General features: G+C 66.4%; 12 protein-coding genes. 3 read left to right on the top strand and 9 right to left on the bottom strand.

From position 1 onward, the window contains the following. Positions 1-27 precede the first annotated feature (27 nt). From JEY66_RS14255 to JEY66_RS14220, 8 genes are all read right to left on the bottom strand, one after another. On the bottom strand, positions 28-3267 hold the full coding sequence (locus JEY66_RS14255) for an AAA family ATPase (RefSeq protein ID WP_026193128.1): 3240 nt from the start codon (positions 3265-3267) through the stop codon (positions 28-30). Positions 3268-3490: 223 nt separating this feature from the next. Continuing rightward, positions 3491-4237 carry an ABC transporter ATP-binding protein gene (locus JEY66_RS14250; protein WP_018273003.1) on the bottom strand — a complete coding sequence of 249 codons (747 nt, stop codon included), beginning with the start codon at positions 4235-4237 and terminating at the stop codon, positions 3491-3493. After that, a complete protein-coding gene (locus tag JEY66_RS14245) occupies positions 4218-6017 on the bottom strand; it encodes a branched-chain amino acid ABC transporter ATP-binding protein/permease (RefSeq protein WP_016846716.1) in 1800 nt (599 codons plus the stop codon). Before JEY66_RS14245 ends, JEY66_RS14250 begins: the two co-directional genes overlap by 20 nt. Continuing rightward, positions 6017-6874: a branched-chain amino acid ABC transporter permease gene (locus tag JEY66_RS14240; RefSeq protein WP_018273004.1), complete on the bottom strand. Its 858-nt coding sequence runs from the start codon at positions 6872-6874 to the stop codon at positions 6017-6019. Before JEY66_RS14240 ends, JEY66_RS14245 begins: the two co-directional genes overlap by 1 nt. Before the next feature lie 20 nt (positions 6875-6894). Next, positions 6895-8091, bottom strand: a complete 1197-nt coding sequence (locus JEY66_RS14235) for an ABC transporter substrate-binding protein (RefSeq protein WP_225164325.1) — start codon at positions 8089-8091, stop codon at positions 6895-6897. Between the two features lie 157 nt (positions 8092-8248). Beyond that, a complete protein-coding gene (locus tag JEY66_RS14230) occupies positions 8249-9232 on the bottom strand; it encodes an NAD(P)-dependent oxidoreductase (RefSeq protein WP_016846713.1) in 984 nt (327 codons plus the stop codon). Between the two features lie 12 nt (positions 9233-9244). Further along, entirely contained in the window at positions 9245-11101 is a 1857-nt protein-coding gene (locus JEY66_RS14225) for a TRAP transporter large permease (protein WP_016846712.1), read from the bottom strand. Between the two features lie 9 nt (positions 11102-11110). Further along, positions 11111-12142 (bottom strand): TRAP transporter substrate-binding protein, encoded by a 1032-nt coding sequence (locus JEY66_RS14220; protein ID WP_018273005.1) that lies wholly within the window; start codon positions 12140-12142, stop codon positions 11111-11113. A 159-nt stretch (positions 12143-12301) separates the two neighbouring features. Here JEY66_RS14220 and JEY66_RS14215 point away from each other — a divergent pair, with 159 nt between their 5' ends. The 3 genes from JEY66_RS14215 to JEY66_RS14205 all read left to right on the top strand — a co-directional run bounded on the left by JEY66_RS14215 (position 12302) and on the right by JEY66_RS14205 (position 15766). Beyond that, positions 12302-13048 carry a FadR/GntR family transcriptional regulator gene (locus JEY66_RS14215; protein ID WP_240536896.1) on the top strand — a complete coding sequence of 249 codons (747 nt, stop codon included), beginning with the start codon at positions 12302-12304 and terminating at the stop codon, positions 13046-13048. 206 nt (positions 13049-13254) lie between these two features. Continuing rightward, on the top strand, positions 13255-13986 hold the full coding sequence (locus tag JEY66_RS14210) for a cytochrome c biogenesis CcdA family protein (protein WP_016846251.1): 732 nt from the start codon (positions 13255-13257) through the stop codon (positions 13984-13986). A gap of 91 nt (positions 13987-14077) precedes the next feature. Then, complete coding sequence (locus JEY66_RS14205; protein ID WP_018273006.1) at positions 14078-15766, top strand: SulP family inorganic anion transporter; 1689 nt, start codon at positions 14078-14080, stop codon at positions 15764-15766. A gap of 325 nt (positions 15767-16091) precedes the next feature. On the opposite strand, the gene JEY66_RS14200 is transcribed toward JEY66_RS14205, so the two are convergent. Continuing rightward, a complete protein-coding gene (locus tag JEY66_RS14200) occupies positions 16092-16484 on the bottom strand; it encodes a hypothetical protein (protein ID WP_016846254.1) in 393 nt (130 codons plus the stop codon). Between the last annotated feature and the right edge of the window lie 45 nt (positions 16485-16529).

Raw genomic sequence — 16529 nt, 5'->3', positions numbered from 1 at the left:
GGGATCAGAACAATTTTCGCTCGCAACTCAAATATTATTGGCTTCGTTCGAACTTCGACTCGCTTTGACCGTCTTTCCCGCGCCACCGACAAAGGGCGCGAAGATCATTGCGCCGGTCTCGTGAAGCAGCGCGGTCGCGCGATCCAGTTCCTTCGTGCCCTCCTCGGCCTCATCGCCGCGCCCGGAGCGCAACAGCAGATCGGCGCGAACCGATCGGGCAAGGCATTCCGGAATGCGCGCGTGCCGCTTGACCGCAACCGCAATCGCCTCGTTGACGGCGGACAACGCCGCCGCCGCATCTCCTTTCAACCGATACGCGTTCGCCAGGTCGGCGAGAATCCGTGCTTCGTTTTCGAGGCCGGCCTTGCGGGTTCGCGCGAAGTCGAGCGCGGCCGACAGATCCTCGATCGATGATGTGATCCGGCCTGCAACCAGATGGGACAGGCCGCGGCTGGCCTGGGCGTAGACGCGCAGATATGGATTGCCGCTTTTGACCGCGAGCGCGAAGGCGCGATCGGCGTGGTGCTGGGCCAGTCCGACGTCGCCTTCGGACCAGGCGAGGTCGACATAGGCGAGGCTCGGAATGACGTAGTGAATGGCATCGACCTGGCTGCCATCCAGTTGCAGCACGCGATCGAGCAGCGGCCGGGCCTCGGACCCGCGCCCCAGCATCACGAGTGTTTGCCCGCGCATGGCGGTCAGCCAGATCTCGACGTCGAATCCAAGCGTCTCCCGGTCCGACTTCACGATTTCCGAGGCGCGCGCCGCCGCCTCCATGTTCATCTGCAGCGCCTCCGACATCCGGCCCGAGAGCCGGAGCGCGTGGCAGAGAATGGCCTTCAGCGTGACCTGGACGCTGGTGTCGGTGCCGGTGTCGGCAAGCGCCTTGGCTTCCAGCACTCGCTGGACATACTCGTCGGCCGAGCCGCCATTCGCCAAGATCCGGCCGTAGGCAGCGTGAATCAGCGTGTTGGCGCGCAGATCCCCCATCGCGAGCGCGAGGCCGCGAGCTTCCTCGAAATAGACCTGCGCATCGGCGGCCGAAATTCCCTCGCGCCAGCCGAAATTCACGATCTGGCCGCAGGCCATCATCTTCAGATAGTCGGTCATTTGCGACGGGGGCTGGTGCATCAGGAGTTCACGCACCTTCTTCCAGCTTCGCAAAGCCTGACTGGGATCGTTCGCGCCGACCCAGACCGCCGCGCGCATGTGCTGCTGCGCCGCCTTCAAATGTTCGCCGGCATGCTCCCAGTGGTAGGCGAGAAGCGATGCCCGTTCCTCGGCGCGATCCTTGAACAGCTTCTCGATCGCCTGCGCGACGGCGGCGTGAAGCTCGCGGCGCCGTTCGTGCAACAGCGACAGATAGGCGACTTCCTGGATCAGCGGGTGACGAAACGCGATCAGCCGCTGCTCAAAGGGAGGCACGTCGTAGAGCAGTTCGGCGCGTCGCAAATGTCCTACGGCTTCCAGCAGTTCAGGCTTCGCCAGTCCGGCAACGGCGTCGAGAACGGGTAGCGAAATTTCGCGCCCGGCTACCGATGCGACCTCGAGGGCTCGTTTCGCGTGTTCGTCGAGGCGATCGATGCGCGCCGCGACCACCGCCTGCACGGTCGTCGGAAGCGGGATTGTGTCGATGCCGCCCTTCAGCCGGTACGCGCCCTTCTCGCCCTCGAAGTCGCCGCGCTCGACAAGGGCGCTCATGAGCTCTTCCAGGAAGAACGGATTGCCGTGCGCGCGCTCGACGATGTTCCTGCTCAACAGCGCCAGCGACGGGTCGGTACCAAAATGATCGCGCAAAATCGATTGCGCCTCCGCCGGCCCAAGCGGAGCCATGTTGATCTGGCGATAATGCGATCGCTGCATCAGCGGCGCGGTCAATCCGGCCCTGAAATTGACCAGGAGCATCGTCGTGGTTCCGACCACGGCGTCGGCAAGTGCCTCGACGAACTCCTCGCTCGCCGGATCGATCCAGTGCAGATCGTCGATCAGGACGACCGTCACATTGTCACGAGGTGCGGCGCGCACCAGTTCGCCGACGAAATCGAGCAATTGGGCCTTGCGGGCCTTGGGATCCAGTTTCGGCGCGGGCCGGTGCGGGTCCGCCAGGCCGAGGAATTCCAGCAACACGGGTGCCAGATGATCGGAGACGGGCATTGCCGCCAACCGGTCGAAGACACGGCGGCGCGAAACGTCCGGCGGTTCTTCCTTGATGCGAAGGCCGAAAATATCCCGAAGCAGCGCCAGCACCGGCTGAAACGGCGTTGCGCGGCCATGCGCGAGCACACGCGCCTCAAAGACGCGGATGCCCTTGCTGCGACAACTCTCGGCAAATTCAAAGCAAAGGCGACTCTTTCCAATGCCGGCTTCGCCCACGACGCCGATCACCCGGCCATCTCCCTTGCGGGTGTTCTCGAGCTCGGCCGTCAGCGTCGCAAACTCGTCGGCGCGGCCGGTCAAGGGGCTCAACCGTCGTCCGGTCCGGAATACACCGCTCGACGGCGCATGCTGCAGGCCCCTCAGCCTGAGCACCTCGACGGGGGCCGCGAGCCCCCGAATGGCCTGCTCGCCGAGTGCCTCCACCTCCACGAACTGTTTCGCGACAGCGTAGGTTTCCCTCGAGACCAGAATGGTGCCGGGCTCGGCAAGGTGCTCCAGTCGACTGGCGAGGTGCACGTTCGCGCCCGCGGCGTCATAGGTTTGATAGATGCCGTGCTCGATGGCCTGGAAGACGACCTCACCGGTGTGGACGCCGACGCGAATTTGCAGATCGACGTCATGCAGCCGCTTGACGTCATCCTGCATCGCCAACGCCGCGAGACAGCCCCGAACGGCGTGATCCTCATGAGGCTGCGGGGCGCCGAACATCGCCATGACGCCGTCGCCCTGGGCCTTGTTGACGACGCCGCCGTAGCGGTGAACCGCCTCGTTCATCAGGTCGAGCACCGGCTGCAAACGCCGCATGCCCAGTTCGGGGTCTCCGAGGCTATCGATGATGCCCGTCGAGTTGCTGATATCGGCGAAAAGAATCGTGAGGCGCTTCCGCTCCCCGCCCTTGGCATGCAGGCTCCTCAGGGAATGCTCGTGCGACGGCTGAGCCTGGGTCGCGTCAATCGCCGTCGTCAGCGCAGCGCCGCACTTTCCGCAAAATCGGCTGCTCGATCCGTTGAGGTGGCCGCAAGCTCCACACGTAGTTCCGAGAGAGGCGCCGCACCCTTCGCAATACTCATTGGTCGCCCTGTTCTGACAACCGCAACGCAAACATTGCATCGTAGGCCTCTTGAAGAGAGCTGCAGACGCAGGCAACCGCAACAAGTCTTAAAAACAACGCGACAATAATCCACAATCGGGTATCGCTGTGAAGCTTAGCAAAGCCGCCTGCACCTGTCGTGCCATTTTATGGCGCACGTGCAGATTGCGCCACAATGGCAGCCGACGCGCATCCGATCACAAGTTGCGCGGCTGCTGGCGTCGAGCACACAGGTTGTATTGGCTAGGTCTGCAACGCGTGGCTCTCATGACCGAAATAGGCGCGCTCGAGCCGGTGCGCGAGGTCGCTCTCTCCGGTCGGCGCCTCCAGCGCGATCGCGCCCTGCACCAGCGCGTAGACGCGATCGGCACAGGCGAGCGCCTTCTCCAGCAGCTGCTCGACCAGCAGCACGGAGGTGCCCTGCTCGCGCAGCCGGCCGATGACGTTGAGGACCCGATCGACCAGCACCGGCGACAGCCCCGCGGACGGCTCGTCGAGCATCAACAGCCGCGGTCGGCGGACCAGGCCCTGCGCCACCGTCAGCATCTGCTGCTGGCCGCCCGACAGCGCGCCGCCGCGTTCATGCCGCTTCTCGGCGATCTCGGGAAAGAACGCCAACGCCTCCTCGATGCGCACGGCGCGCTCGGCGCGAGGCAGGTCATAGCCTGCGAGCAGCAAATTGTCGGTCACGGAAATCTGCGTGAACACGCGATGTCCCTCGATCACATGCACCAGCCCGGCCCGCGCGGCATCGCGCGGCGTCGCGTTGGTCATGTCGCGGTCGCCGAACCGGACCTGCCCGGCAGTGACGGGCAACAGTCCTGACATCGCGCGCAGCAGCGTGGTCTTGCCGGCACCGTTGGGCCCAAGCAGCGCCACGACCTCGCCGGCGGCAATCGTGACGTCGATGCCGTGCAGCACACGGATCTTGCCGTAGCCGGACTCCAGCCCATTGACCGCGAGCAACGGTTCAGCCGCCGAGATAGGCACTGACGACCTCCTTGTGGACGCGAATCTCCGCCGGGGTTCCCGCCGCCAGCGTCCGGCCCAGATTGAGCACGGTGACCTGGTGGCAGATGTCGAAGATCAGATCGGCATGGTGCTCGACCAGCAGCACGCCGGTGCCGCGGCCGCAGACCGCCTTGATCAGGCTGGCGAGCCGCTCGATCTCGTCGTTGGAAAGACCCGCTGCGGGCTCGTCGAGCAGCAGGAAGTCCGGATCGAGCATCAGCGCCCGCGCGATCTCGATGAAGCGCAGCTCGCTGTGCTGCAGGCGATCGGCGCGTATGTCGGCGAGCGCCTCGAGGCCGACGACGCCGAGCAGCGCGTGCGCCTTGGCGGCGAGCAGACGCTCGTCGGCGCCGTTGCGCGGCAGTGCGAGCATCGCCTCGACGAAATTGGCCCGGCCCTCGATCGAGCCGCCGATCATGACGTTCTCCAGCACCGAGGCTTCGCCGATCACCCGCGGCGTCTGGAAGGTGCGCGCGATGCCGCACGCGGCGCGCTTGACCGGTTGGCCCGCGGCCAGGACTTCGCCGCCAAGCGTCATGGTGCCGGCTTTGGCGGCATAATAGCCCGAGATCACGTTCAGCGTCGTGGTCTTGCCGCTGCCGTTCGGTCCGATCAGCCCGTGGATCGCGCCGGGCGCGATATCGAGATCGAGACCGTCGATCGCCTTCACATTGCCGAAGCTCAGCGCGATGCCGCGCAGTTGCAGCGTCTTGCCGCCGTCCCTGCGGCGCACGATGTCGGCGAGTGCAGCCGGGCGCGGAACGATGGCGCGGTTGCTGGCGAGCGGACGGCGGTTGCGGAAATCGAGCAACGCCGCGATGCCGCCCGGCATCACCAGCACGATCACGAGCAGCAGCACCGCGTAGAGGAAGGTCGACCAAGCCGCCAGCGGCGCCGCGATCTCGGGCAGGATGGTCAGGATGATGGTGCCGAGCATCGGGCCGAGGATCGAGCCGCGGCCGCCGATCAGGATCGCGATGAAGAACAGCACCGAGAGATCGAAGGTGAAGGCATCGGGCGTGATGTAGGTCTGCAGGGTCGCGAACAATCCGCCGGCGATCGCCGCCAGCGCGCCGGCGAACAGGAAGATCGCGATCAGCATTTTCGGCTTGGAGATGCCGCTGGCCTCGGCGGCGACCTCGGCGTCGCGCACCGCGATCAGGGCGCGGCCGAACCGGCTGCGCGCGAGATTGGCGCTCATCCAGGTGGTCAACGCGGCGAAGGCGATGCAGAGGGCGTAGAAGCCCCACGGCGTGTTGAACGGCGCCGGGAATTCCGGACCGGCAATGCCGATGCCGCCGCCGGTCACGCTCTGCCAGGCCAGCGCGATCTGGGTCACGATGGTCGCAAAGCCGAGCGTCGACATGGCGAAGTAGAAGGTGCGCAGGCGGAGGGCGGGCAGACCGACGACCACACCGAAGATCGCGCCGATCAGGCCGGCTATCGGCAAGGCGACGAACACCGGAATCGCCGGCATCACGTTGCCGGCAACCAGCACGCTCGTCGTGTAGGCGCCGAGCGTCAGCAGCGCGACATATCCGATCGCAAGATGGCCGGCAAAGCCGACCACCAGATTGAGGCCCGACACCAGCACCCAGTAGATCGCCATGCGGGTGCCGATCAGCACCCAGTAATCGTTGCTGACGAACGGCAGCAGCACCGCCGCCACCAGAATGCCGAGGAACGGCAGGACGTGCGGCAGCGCGGCGCGCCATGCGCCGCTGTCGGTTCGGGACGGAGCGGCGGCGACCGTGGTCATCACACCCTCCGCGCGGTCGAAGCGCCGAACAGCCCTTGCGGCGCGGCGAGCAGCACCACGATGAACAGCGTGAACACCGCGACCGAGGAGAAGATGCCGCCGACCAGGAAGTTCGCGGCCTGCTGGAACAGACCAAGCGCCAGCCCGCCGATGATCGCGCCTCTGTTGTTGCCGAGCCCGCCCAGCGCCACCGGCACGAAGCCGTAGAAGTTGAGCAGCGCGCCATTGGCGAAGAAGGCGAGCAGCAACTGGCCGCCGGAAAATCCGGCGATGCCGCCGACCACGCCGGCGAGCGCGTAGCTTGCGACGCGCAGATTGCGCTCGGGCAGGCCGAGCGCCCGCGCCGCAAAATTATCCTCCGCGATGGCGAGGAACGCGCGGCCGACCAGGGTGCGGCGGTAGAGCCATTCGAGGCCGATGATGGTGACGGCGCAGGCGAGGACCGGCAGCCAGAACTTCTCATCGAGAACGCCCTCGCCGAATCCTGCGATGCGCGGGAACGGCTGCGGCTCGGTGCCCCATTTGATCGCGGTGATCTGCTGGATCATCAGCGCGACCGCGAGGGTCGAGAGCACGTAGAGATGCTGGTCGAGGCTCTTGAGCACCGGCCGCACCGCGACGAATTCGGTGATGATTCCGATCACCGCGCAGCAGAGCAGCGTCAGCACGAAGCCGACGGCAATGGGCAGGCCGAGCTTCAGCGTGAACATCGAGCCGAACACGCCGCCCAGCATCGCGAGCTGTCCGGCGGTGAAGCTCATCACCCGCGAGGTCGAGAACATCGTGTTGTAGGTGACGCCGACGAGCGCGTAGATCGCGCCCGCCGCGAGACCGGATGCAAGGATCGAGGCCAGCATCGGCTGCGCCCCCCGCCCTTCTATGTATACCCCGGCGCCAGCGCGAAGGTGCCGTCCTTGGCGGTAGAGGCTTCCGACATCACGATCTCTTCGGTCAAATAGCCGTTGTGCTCGGTCGGCGAGAAGCGGTAATTGCCGAAATAGCCGGGATAGGTCGACAGCGTGTTCCAGTACTTGATGATGCCGGCGCTGTCGGTGGAGCCGCTTTCGGCGACCGCCTTGGCGATCAGCTCGATGCAATCGATGCCGCCCGCGACCCACCACAACAGCGTGTCGTTCAGCGCGATGTTGGCCTTGGTCAGGCGCGCGACCAGGTCCGCGCTCTTCGGCGGCAGCTTGCCGGCGCCGTCATAGCTGCAGCTCTTGTAGCCGATCGCGTAGACCTTCTTCCAGTTCTCCGGCTTGGCGACCAGGCTCGCAAGCTCGCCCGACGCCATCGAGGGATGCCCGACAAAGGGCACGTCCCAGTTCATCGCGGCGCGGGTGTTGAACATGCGCGCCTCCATGCCGGTCGAGACGCTCCACACCACGATCGCTTCCGCGCCGGCATTCTTGGCGCGCAGCATGTCCGGCGTCATGTCGGGCTGCGTGGCGTCGATATTGGCCTGATAGGCCACCTCGGCGCCGTCCTTCTTGAACGCCGCGACGGAGGCGCCGACCGCGGTGACGCCATAGCCGGTCGTATCGCCGATCACGGCGACCTTCTTCACCTTGAGGATCTTGAGACAGTAATTGCGCACGGCGTCGTCCCATTGGTTGTTCGACGGCGCGATGCGGAACGCGTTGGGGAACTTGACCGGGTCGATCAGGGTCTCGACCACGCAGGGATGCAGATCCGGCATCTTGGCGCGCGCCATGATCGGCGTTGTGGCCAGCGCCTCGCCCGAGTTCAGCGGGCCCCAGATCGCGTGCACCTTGGCCTGGCTGATCAGCTCCTGCGTGGCGTTCACCGCCTTGGTCGGATCGCCCTGGGTGTCGCGCATCACGAGCTCGATCTTGCGGCCCTTCACCCCGCCGGCGCCGTTGATGGCGTCGACCGCGAAGTTGACGCCGCGGTTGAAGCCGACGGTCGGCGCCGAGCTCGGACCGGTGATCGCCGCGAGACAGCCGATCTTGATCGGTTCTGACTGTGCGATGGCTGGCGCCGGGAAGGAAAATGATGCGGCGCCCAATGCACCGGCGCTGCCCAACAAAACGTCACGGCGTGAAATAGCCATGTGATGCCTCCCTGTTCCCTCTCGGCGCCCGTCGTTTGTTGCGGGACCGTTCATTGATTGTCCGCGCGCTCAGGGGCCGCGGTTATGCGGGCCAAGTCTGGGCCGGATGCGAAGCTCTTGTCCAGCCCCGCGGGCGACATTGGGCTTCGCCAAACTTTCATGGCCGAGGCCGCCGCGTCCAGTGGCCGGCATTGGCCGCGCCGACGGGTATCTCGCCGGCAACGATCTTCGCGACCTGGCGTACCGTCTCCGATGACTGATGCTCGATCGCCTGCGGCGTGAGGCCGCCGACATGCGGCGTTGCGATCACATTATGCAGCTTCGCAAGCTCGGGCGTCGGCATCTGGTCCGGCGCGCGGCCGACATCCATCGCGGCACCCGCGATACGGCCGTCGCGCAGCGCGGCCGACAGTGCCGCCTCGTCGACCAGGTTTCCGCGCGAAAGGTTGATGAAGAATGCGTGCTTCGGCATTCGCGCCAGTGCGGCCTGACCGATCAGGTTCTCGGTCTGCGCGTTGGCGATCGCGAGACAGACAACGTAGTCGGCGCGCGCCAGCAGATCGTCGAGCGTCAGATGCCGGATCGCCGCATCATCGATCGTTACGTAGGGATCGGCGACCAGCACATTCATGCCGAGCACTTTTGCGATCGCGGCAAGATAGCGCCCGATGCTGCCATAGCCGATGATGCCGATCGTGCTTCCCGCAAGCTGGCGGCCCATCACGACCTCGGGCGCCTTGCCCGCATGATAGTCTGCGGTTGCCCGTGAGACGCCGCGCGACAGATCGACCATGAAGCCGAGCGCAAGCTCGGCGACCGACTGGACGAAGCCGGCGCTCGCCTGCGTCACCAGCACGCCGGCGGCGGAGGCCGCGGCGACGTCGATCTTGCGGATGTCGACCGCGCAGCGCACGAAGGCGCGCAGCATCGGCAGCTGCGGGAAGATCTCCCCTCGCCCCTGCGTCATGCGGTCGGCGACGATGATGTCGACATCGGCCGCGGCCCTGACCAGTGCGGCCGCGTCGAGCGCCTCCTCGCCCTCGTGCAGCTTGACGTCGGCGACCGCGCGCAGGCCGTTCAGGCTGCGCTCGCCGTAATAATCGCGGCGCATCTGCGGGGTATGGGCGAGCAGCACCTTCACGTTTCCATTCCCCTAATAGCCGAGCGCATGCGGCAAGGCCGTGCTGATCGCCGGCACGAAGGCGATCACCAGCAGGCACAGCAACAGCAGGCCGAGATAGCCCGCGATCGGCTTGATGGTCTGTTCGATCGGCACGTTGCCGATCAGGCAGGCGCCGTAGAGCCCAAGGCCAAGTGGCGGAGCAAAGAGCCCGAGCCCCATCGCGATCACAAGCACGACGCCGAAATGCAGCGGATCGATGCCGAGCTTGACGGCAACCGGCAGCAGCAGCGGGCCGAAGATGATCAGCGCCGCGGCGCCTTCGAGCACCGAGCCCATCACCACCAGCACCAGGATCGACAGCAGCATGAACAGCCAGACCCCGTGGCTGCCGGAGATCGCCAGCATGAGGTCGCCGACGGCATGCGGCACCTGCTGCAGCGTCAGGATGAAGGCCAGCGACTGCGCCGCGGCGACAATGAACAGCACCAGCCCCGAACGCACAGCCGACTGCACGAAGCAGTGCGCGAGGCTCTTCACACCGAGCTCGCGAAACAGCAGGCTGCCGACGGCGATGGCATAGACCGCGGCGAAGGCGGAGATTTCGGTCGCGGTGGCAAAGCCGCTCTTGAAGCCGAAGAAGATCATGAAGATCAGCCCGAACGAGGCGATCGCACCGGTCCAGAGCCCCGATACCGCGGCGCGCGGCTCGGCTTCCACGTTCGCGGCGGGACGCTTGCCGAAGATGATCGACACCGCAATCAGCGCCAGCGCCATCAGCGCGGCCGGCAACATGCCGGCGACGAACAGTCCGCCGATCGAGAGGTTGGCGACGAAGCCGAGGATGATCAGGTTGATGCAGGGCGGAATGGTCTCCGCCATGACAGCGGAGGCGGCGAGCAGCGCCACGGCCCCGCCCGGGCTCTGCCGCGAGCGCCGCGCCGCCGGGATCAGCACCGAGCCGACCGCGGCGACGTCGGCCATCTTGGAGCCCGAGATGCCGGAGAACAGCACCATCGACATCACCATGACGACGTTGAGCCCGCCGCGCATCCGTCCGACCGCACGCTGCAACAGCTCGATCAGCCGGACCGACATGCCGTTGGCTTCCATCAGGTAGCCGACCAGGATGAAGAACGGGATCGCCAGCAGCACGAAATTGTCGATGCCGCGCGCCATCTGCTGGGCGAAGATCACGCCGGGCAGCGTGCCCTCGACCCAGATGAAGATCAGCGCCGCCAGCGCCAGCGCAAAGCCGATCGGCAGTCCGCCGAACAGCGTGAGGAAGAATCCGATCAGCATCAACGCCTGCGACGACGGCACGGACGATGGTGCGAATGCATCCCAGGCCAGATAAAGGCCGACGATGACGGCGGGCGCGACGATGGCTGCCGCCATGTCGCGCAGCGGCCGGCCACAGAACGTCTCGAACGCGAAGACCGTCATGAACGCCGCGCCGATCCCCATCGGATAGAACGTCCATTCCAGCGGCAGGCCGGAGCCGGAGGTCTGGCCGGTGGTCAGCCAGCCCATCTTGACGGCGTTGAACGCGACATAGCCGGCGATGATGGTGACGAGCAGCGCACCGACCGCGTCGACCATCCGCCGCAGGGCGTGCGGCAACATGTTGACGAAGAAGGCGACGCCGAGATTCTCGCTGCGCGCGAGCGCGCTCGCCGCGCCGAAGAAGCTCGACCCGACCATCAGGCCGCGGGCGACGTCGTCGGACCATTCGACCGGCGCGTTGAACAGGAAGCGGGCCAGCACCGAGACGCAGACCACCACGAGATCGGCGGCAAGCAGGAGCGCGGCGATCGCGTCACTGACCGCGAGCAGCGGCGCCGTGATCCGATCAGCGCTGCTTCTCGCCTCGACTGCGGCGACTGACATGCGCCGACCTCAGGCCTGCGTGGCGCGGATCAGGTCGACGACGGCCTTGGCCTCGGGCCGCGCCTTGATGAAATTGTCGGTCTGCGGCAGCACGCGCTTGCGGAACGCCTCCTTGTCGCATTCGACGACGGTGACGCCCTTCTCCACCAGCGCCGCCAGCGCCTCCTTCTCCACCGCAAGGCCGTGCGCGCGGGTGTCGGTCGCGGCCTTGTTCGCCGCGTCGAGGAAGCCTTCGCGCAGCTTGGGCGCCATGCGGTTGAAGCTGGTGTCGCTGAAATAGACCGCGAGCGGCGAGAAGATGTGCTGGGTCAGCGCATAATGCTTCGCCGTCTCGTAGAACTTGCTCGCCAGGATGGTCGGCGGATCGTGTTCGAGGCCGTCGAGCACGCCGGCCTGCAGCGCCGTGTAGATCTCGCCGAACGCCAGCGGCGTTGCGGCGGCCCCCATCAGCCGCAGGCACTCGGTGATGATCGGATTGGGCAAGGTGCGGATTTTCAGGCCGGCGAGATCCTCCGGCGTCTTCACCGGCTTCTTCGCCAGCACGCTGCGCGCGCCGAAATTATAGGCCCAGCCGATGATGTGAATGCCGGCGCCCTTGAGCAGCGCAGCCTCGATCGGCTTCGCCGCGCCGGCGTCGAACGCCTTGGTCTGCTGCTGGAAGCTGGTGAAGAGGTAACCGAGGTCGAAGGTGCCGACCAGCGGCACGAGATTCGCCGAGATCGACGAGCCCGACACCATCAGGTCGATCACCCCGAGCTTCACCGAGTTGATGACGTCGATCTCCTGGCCGAGCTGGTTGTCGGGAAAGAAGGTGACCTCGATCTGCTCGCCGAGCCCGTTCGCCTTCAGGCTCTTGACCAGATTGTCGTAGTAGACGCGGCCATTGGCATATTTCGGATCGTTCGGAAGCGACGACGAGCATCGCATCTTCATCACCGCGGCCTCGGCGCGGCCGATGATGGCGGGCGCGGCGGCAAGCCACGCGGTCGCGGCGACCGACGACTGCAGCACAATGCGGCGGCTCACGCGATTCGACGTCATGATGGAGCTCCTCCCGGGAACGGATCTTTATTGTGTTGGCCGCCCGCCTGACGGCGTGAGCTTGGCAGCCCATTTGTCATAATGTATGACAAATCGGATACGGTTGTGCAAGGGCGCGGCTCGGCGGCGGCGCAGGCTGCAACCGCAGCGAGGCCCTCGATGTTCCAGACATCCAACGCGTTGCGTCGGAGCGTGCACAGCCAGGTCACCGACCGCGTCGGCAGCAGCATCGTGCGCGGCGAGATCGGCGTCGGCGAAACGCTGCCGCCGGAAATCCGGATCTGCGAGATGATGGACGTCAGCCGTACCGTGGTGCGCGAGGCGATCCGAACGCTGACCGGCAAGGGCCTGATCGAATCCCGACCCAAGAGCGGCACGCGGGTCCGGCCGCCCGAGCAGTGGAATCAGCTCGATCCCGACGTGCTGCGCTGGCACCTCGAGAGCGCGGAGATCGACCGTTATCTCGCCAAGCTGTTCCAGCTGCGCGCCGCGGTCGAGCCGGCCGCGGCAGCGCTCGCGGCGACCCATGCCGAGGAGGTCGACGTCGCCCGCATCCGCGCCGGATGCGACGGCATGGACGCGGCAAAGACCAACGAGGAGTTCGTCGCCGCCGACATCGCGTTCCACCAGGCGATCTATTTCGCCACCCGCAACGAATTCTTCTGGCCGATCGCGCAGATGTTCGAGATCACGCTGCGCCAGAGTTTTACGATCGCAGCGCCGGGCTCGCACCGTCCGCGGGCGCTGCGCGAGCACCGCGCGGTGCTGGACGCGATCGCCGCCGGAGATGCGGAGACGGCGCGCGCGGCTACCGTCGTGCTGCTGACGAATTCCGCCGACGATCTGGTGCGCATTCGCGGCCGGGAGTTCGAGACGCCGGCGAGCCGACCCGCGCGCAAGCGGTAGCGAGCGGGCAGCTCCCTCCCCGTCGTCGTCCCGGCGAAGGCCGGGACCCATGCGCCGCAGCCGCAACGATGTGCAGCGGTGGTCATGGGTCCCGGCCTCCCGCACACGACCCTGTGACCATAGTTGAAGGCTGCGACGACGAAACTTCTGGATTGTTGGCGGCGTAGACGCCAAGACAGGAGCGCTATTCTGCGAAGGTTTCATTGATGCACGACGTCTCGATCCCGGCGGCCCTGATCGCCGGTCTGGTCAGCTTCCTGTCGCCCTGCGTGCTGCCGCTGGTGCCGCCCTATCTGATCTATCTGACCGGCGCGACCATCGAGCAGGTCAACCAGGACGGCGCCACCGCGGCCTCCAAGCGCGCGGTGATGACGGCGGCGCTGATGTTCGTGCTCGGCTTCTCCACCGTGTTCGTCGCGCTCGGCGCCAGCGCGTCCTTCGTCGGCGGGCTGGTGCGCGCCTGGTCGGCCGAGCTCTCGATCCTGGCCGGCATCGTCATCATCATCATGGGCCTGCACTTCCTCGGCGTGACCCGGATCGGCCTGCTGATGCGCGAGGGACGGCTGACCGCGCCGAAACCGGTCGGGCTGTGGGGCGCCTATGTCATGGGCCTGGCCTTCGCCTTCGGCTGGACGCCATGCATCGGGCCGATCCTGGCCGCGATCCTCTCGATCGCGGCCGCGGAGGCCACGGTGACGAAAGGCGCCGGCCTGCTCGCGGTCTATTCCGCCGGGCTCGGCATCCCGTTCCTGCTTGCGGCCTTCATGGTCAAGCAGTTCTCCTCGCTGTTCGCGCGGATGAAGCGCCATCTCGACACGGTCGAGCGGGTGATGGGCGTGCTGATGGTGGTCACCGGCATCGGCTTCCTGACCGGCGCAGTGTCCAGCGTCAGCGTCTGGCTGCTGGAAACCTTCCCGGCGCTGCAAAATATCGGCTAGGTCTTCGCGCCGACGCAGGCTGCCGTCCGCTGGATTTTGGCCGCGCGATGTCGGACTATTGCGGAATTGCGGCAATCCTCATGAGACACCGATGGGCCAGGATCGTCAGACCCACGCCAGCTGGCCGATCTTCCGTTCGCTCAGGGCGTTCCGGCCAAGCGACCTGCCGGGCGACCTGATCGCCGGGCTGACGCTCGCCGCGATCGCGATCCCCGAGCAGATGGCGACCGCGCGGCTTGGCGGCTTCTCGCCGCAGATCGGCTTCTTCGCCTTCATGGCCGGCTCGCTCGGCTTTGCGATGTTCGGCGCCAACCGCTTCCTGTCCTGCGGCGCCGACTCCACGATCACGCCGATCTTCGCCGGCGGCCTCGCGCTGATGGCGACCGCCGGCTCGCCGGACTATCAGGCGCTGGCAATGGCGCTGGCGCTGATGGTCGGCGCGATCATGATCGCCGGCAGCCTGTTCAAGCTCGGCTGGATCGCCAATTTGCTGTCGACGCCGGTGACGGTGGGCTTCCTCGCCGGCATCTCGGTCCACATCCTGGTCTCGCAATTGCCCGGCGTGCTCGGCCTGACCACGCCGGACGGCCCGACGCTCTACAAGCTCGGGCTGCTCACTGAAGAGATCGGCCGAACCAATCTCTACACGCTGGCGATCGGCCTCGGCGTGCTGGCGCTGGTCGCCGGATCGGAGAAGATCAGCGCACGCATTCCGGGCGCGCTGATCGGCCTTGTCGTGGCCACCGTCGCCGTGATCGCCGGCCATCTCGAAAGCAAGGGCGTCAAGGCGGTCGGCACCGTGCCCGGGACGCTGCCGACGCCATCGTTTCCGGACATCGCGCCGGAGCGCTGGATCAAGCTGTTGTCGCTGGCGATCCTGATCGCGGTCGTCGTCATGGTGCAGACCGCCGCGACGACGCGCTCGTTCCTGTCCGATCCGGACAAGCCGGCCGACGTCGATCGCGACTTCCTCGGCGCCGGTGCCGGCAGCGTGCTGTCCGGGCTATTCGGCGCCTTTCCCGTCAACGCCAGCCCGCCGCGGACCGGCATCGTGTCGGAGACCGGCGGACGCACGCAGCTCTCGGGGCTGTTCGCCGCGGCCATCGTGCTCGCGCTGCTCGCGTTCGGCGCGACGCTGCTGCGGCACGTGCCCGACGCGGCACTCGGCGGCGTCCTGCTGTTCGTGGCGCTGCGCATCATCCGCGTGAAGCAGATCGTCGCGATCTTCCGTCAGTCGTTCTATGAATTCCTGCTGGTGGTGGCGACCGCGGCCGCGATCATCGTGCTGCCGATCGAGCAAGGCGTCGCCGTCGGCATCGCTTTGTCGCTGCTGCACGGCATCTGGACCACGACGCGCGGCCAGCTTGCCGAATTCGTCCATGTGCCCGGCACCACGATCTGGTGGCCGACGGGCCCGCACGTCACAGGCGAGCGCACGCCCGGCATTGCCGTCGTCGGCCTGCAAGCCCCGCTGTCGTTCCTCAACGCGGAAAGTTTCCACAGCGGCGTGCTCGAGGCCATCAGCGGGGCGACACCCAAGCCGCGGCTGCTGGTGATCGAGGCCAGCGGCATGATCGAGATCGATTTCACGGCGGCGCAGGCGCTGCGCGATCTGTTCCGCGAATGCTGCGATGACGGCGTGACGGTGGCGGTGGCGCGGCTCGAATCCGAGCGCGCGCAGGACGCCTTCGAGCGCTTCGGTCTCTACGAGGTGTTGCCGCGGGACCACGTCTTCCGCAGCGTCGACGAAGCGGTCCGCACGCTCGGCGGGCAGGCGTAGAGATTGATGGGATCGGTCCGTAGCCCGGGTGAGCGAAGCGATACCCGGGAAACCGTTCCCGCATATCGCTTCGCTCATGCGGGCTACGCACTATCCTCCGTCATTGCGAGCAAAGCGAACCAATCCATCGTGTAGCATGCGGAAGCATGGATTGCTTCGTCGCTATCGCTCCTCGCAATGACGGAGCTACAAATTTGGGGCGACTCAGCTGCGTAGCCCGGATGAAGCGAAGCGCAATCCGGGATCTTCTCGCGCGTTGATGAACCGTCCTGGATTTCGCTTGCGCTTCATCCGGGCTACGGGCACTCGCCTCGCCCCGACGACCTCAGGCCTGCTCGCCCTCGAGCGTCGGATGCTCCCTCAAAACTTCCGCCTTGATCGAGCCGGCGTGGATGGCACGAAACAGCGCCCGCCCCGTCTTGATGTTATTGGCCTTCATGCAGAGACCGACGATCTCGCGCACCGCGGAATCCCGCACCAGCTCGTCGGAGATCTTCATCGCGGTCTCCATCGCGACCTTGGCGGCACGCTCGTAGCGATCACGCTCGATCTGCTGCTTGTTCGGAGGACGCTTGTCGGGCGAGCCGACCGCCTCGGCACAGCCGGCGGCATCGCGGCAGATCGCACGAATCCGCTGCGCAGCCTCGATGTCGCCGAGCGGACGCTCGACGGGATCGTCCCAGATATCCTTGCGCCCGGCCTTGTTGAACCACCACATCGCCGCACCTTGAAAAAAGCACGGCAAGCATAGCTGGCTTAGGCG

Origin of the sequence: Bradyrhizobium elkanii USDA 76 (genome assembly GCF_023278185.1) — a bacterium.
In the GTDB taxonomy this organism is placed as follows: Bacteria; Pseudomonadota; Alphaproteobacteria; order Rhizobiales; family Xanthobacteraceae; genus Bradyrhizobium; species Bradyrhizobium elkanii.
Note: the sequence above shows the minus strand (reverse complement) of the source record. Positions and strands in the feature narration are given on the sequence as shown.